A 2,584-nucleotide genomic window follows, 5' to 3' on the forward strand; every position below is an offset into this window, starting at 1 on the left:
GGGCTGTCTTCCTGCACCATGGTGTCTAGAGTGCCAGTGTAGCCGTTCAACCCCTGCTGAAAGATCGCTTGTGGCATCGGGTCTCCTCACTGTGTGGCTGAGCCTCAGTCGAACTATTCAAAAGCAGCGGTGAGATGATTGATAAAATTTGTTCTTATTCTGATGAACTACTGGCAGAAATGAGGCGTTTTAATTGTAATACTCTGAGTAGATAGCTTGTATATACCTTATAATTATCGGTTTGTCCGATAGGCTAATCCTGGAGAATAGGTTTGTTTTCAGGAATGTTATTTGAGTCATTGCGGTATTCGTCTGACATCTGGTTAGCCGCCAATGCGGAATCTGAGGTAGATGTTAGAGCGGCTTCGATTTGCATGGGCTCATATCCGCAGTTCCTGAGGTAGTTCCGTCACTGTTCAGACGAGAACTTATTGAGCAGTTCTGATCGTGCTCCAGAGTGCCTCCTTGGTGCGTGCGCCTGCTTTGGGTAGGAGCGCCTTAACCTTGGAAACGAGCTGCTCAACCGGATTGAGATCGGGACTATAAGGCGGCAGATACAGAAGGGTGGCTCCGCCCGCTCGGATCGCCTCCGCAACGCCCGCCACCTTGTGTGGACTTGCTTCGAAAAGTTGAGAGCACTCTTATGACACAGGAGGATTTCCGTGCCCCATACACGCTTTACGACAGAGTTTCAGGATGGGGCTGTACGGCTCGCCCTGACCGGCGGCCGCAGCCGACTGATGAAATGACCACCCCGCCATTAGGCCACGCGAGATCTCCTCCCGCTCCTCTGGTCGCAAAGACAGTCCCGACCGCGTCCTCAGAGGCGGGGCGATGCCGCCCTTGGCGAGGATGATGTCAAACACCGATCCGGCATGTTTGCCGAGAGCACGGCCGATGTCACTGAGCGACCGGTCCTCCTTCCATCGGGTCCAGAGTTCCCGCTTCTGCTCCGCCGATAAGCCTGGCCGACCCATACGCGCCATGGATGGTTCTCCCGAAGCACAACGAAATCAATCATGGTGCACTGACCGTTTGAAACCACCACGACTTTTTTCGCCAAGGAGGGAAGTCGATGAAGTTTCAGTTCATCGATATGGCAAAAGAGGACTTCCCCGTCAGCCGTCTGTGCCAGGTTCTCGAAGTGAGCCCCAGCGGCTACGTCGCCTAGAGAAACCGCCCCGCCGGTCCTCGCCAGCGGGGGGACCTGGTCCTGCTGGCCTACATCCGCTCGGCCTTTGCGCGTTCGAAGGGAACCTACGGCAGCCCGCGCGTTGCAAGAGGAAGGCCTGACGGTCGGGCGTCGTCGGACCGTCAGGCTGAGGCGCGAGAACGGCCTCAAGGCTCGCCAGAAGCGTCGGTTCAAGCGCACTGCCGACAGCCACCATGCCTTTCCGATCACGGCCAATCTGATTGACCAGGACTTCTCGGCCGAGCGCCCCGATCAGAAGTGGGCCGAAGACATCTCGTAGATACTGTCGGCGAATTCAGAAGGCCGGCGCCAACGCCGCAAAGCGGGTCACGCGCGTCTGGGTGCGCGGCCATCCGTCCAACCAGTGTACGACCCGCGAGACATTCATCGCAACCGCCGAACACACCTCCTGGAGGCCGGTCTTCAGGAGGCCGATATACCGGCTCTGACGCATTCCGAATGCCCGCACACCCTGTGAGAGAGTGTCCTCAACGCCGGCCCGGATAGGATACTGCTCCGTCCATGTCGGATCGTGCATCCGGGATCGGGCTGCATCCAATGCCTCGTACTCGTGACGGGTGTGGAAGTAGACGGCGCGGCGGCCGTCCAGTGGCGGCGTTGTTGCAGTCCGTCACGAGCCTCAATCTTGGAGGAACCAGTGATAGCACCAACACTACTCCTATCTCTTAGCGAAGTGGGAGATCGTGTCCGGTCAAGTTAGGGGCTACTTCACGAACCGTAGGGAACTTCCTGCTTAGCGAAAGTATGCTCGGCGTCGGCTCTTAAGAGTTATCCAAGGCCTGGTACTCGAATAGTAATTGCCCAGGCCCTTGCGCAAACCGGGTTTCGCTGATTCCCTGTTGTCATGGGCCGCAGCGATCTTGAGCGTCTGAGCAAGGAAGAGCTAATCGAGCTGGTGCTGCGGCTGCAGCGGCCAGAGAAGACGTCTCGCACCTCGTCCAAGCCGCCCTCGACCGATCGTAAGGAGCAGCGGGAGAAGTCCAGGCCCGGCGGAGCCAAACCCGGTCACGAGGGTCACAGCCGGACCATCAGCGACACGCCCGATGAGGTGGTCGAGCATCGTCCCGACCGGTGCTCCTGCTGTGGAGCCGCTCTGATGACGGATCTGCCCAGCGAGACGGTCAGCCTTCACGAGCATGTCGACCTCCCGGAGGTGAAGCCCCTCATCACCCATCATCGGCGGCTTTCGGTGTGCTGTTCGACCTGCGGGACGCGGGTTGTCGCTCCCGTGCCTGAAGCAGTACGAGGCACACCGTTCGGGCCGCGCCTGCACGGTGTGGCGACCTACCTCAAAACCTTTCAGGCGCTCTCCTACGAGCGGCTGCAAGGCGCCTTGTCGGATCTGTTCGGGCTCACGCTCAGCCAGGGTGG

The 2,584-nt window shown here is 58.9% G+C and carries 2 protein-coding genes and 3 pseudogenes; 2 read left to right on the forward strand and 3 right to left on the reverse strand.

All coding sequences use genetic code 11. The features are described from left to right. Positions 1–428 precede the first annotated feature (428 nt). Positions 429–611, reverse strand: a pseudogene (locus JKG68_RS31810) (transposase); the annotation flags it as partial. A gap of 105 nt (positions 612–716) precedes the next feature. Further along, positions 717–986 (reverse strand): annotated as a pseudogene (locus JKG68_RS35200) (IS30 family transposase); the annotation flags it as partial. A 65-nt stretch (positions 987–1,051) separates the two neighbouring features. Between JKG68_RS35200 and JKG68_RS34090 the strand changes: the two are divergent. Further along, positions 1,052–1,469, forward strand: a pseudogene (locus tag JKG68_RS34090) (IS3 family transposase); the annotation flags it as partial. 18 nt (positions 1,470–1,487) lie between these two features. On the opposite strand, the gene JKG68_RS31820 reads toward JKG68_RS34090, so the two are convergent. After that, the gene (locus tag JKG68_RS31820; protein ID WP_202066379.1) at positions 1,488–1,802 is read right to left on the reverse strand and encodes a transposase; all 315 of its coding nucleotides are present in this window, start codon (positions 1,800–1,802) and stop codon (positions 1,488–1,490) included. A gap of 255 nt (positions 1,803–2,057) precedes the next feature. Here JKG68_RS31820 and JKG68_RS31825 point away from each other — a divergent pair. Further along, positions 2,058–2,584: IS66 family transposase zinc-finger binding domain-containing protein (locus JKG68_RS31825; protein WP_202066378.1), on the forward strand; the 527-nt coding region annotated here is incomplete at its 3' end.

It is taken from the genome of Microvirga aerilata (assembly GCF_016743775.1).
GTDB lineage: Bacteria > Pseudomonadota > Alphaproteobacteria > Rhizobiales > Beijerinckiaceae > Microvirga > Microvirga aerilata.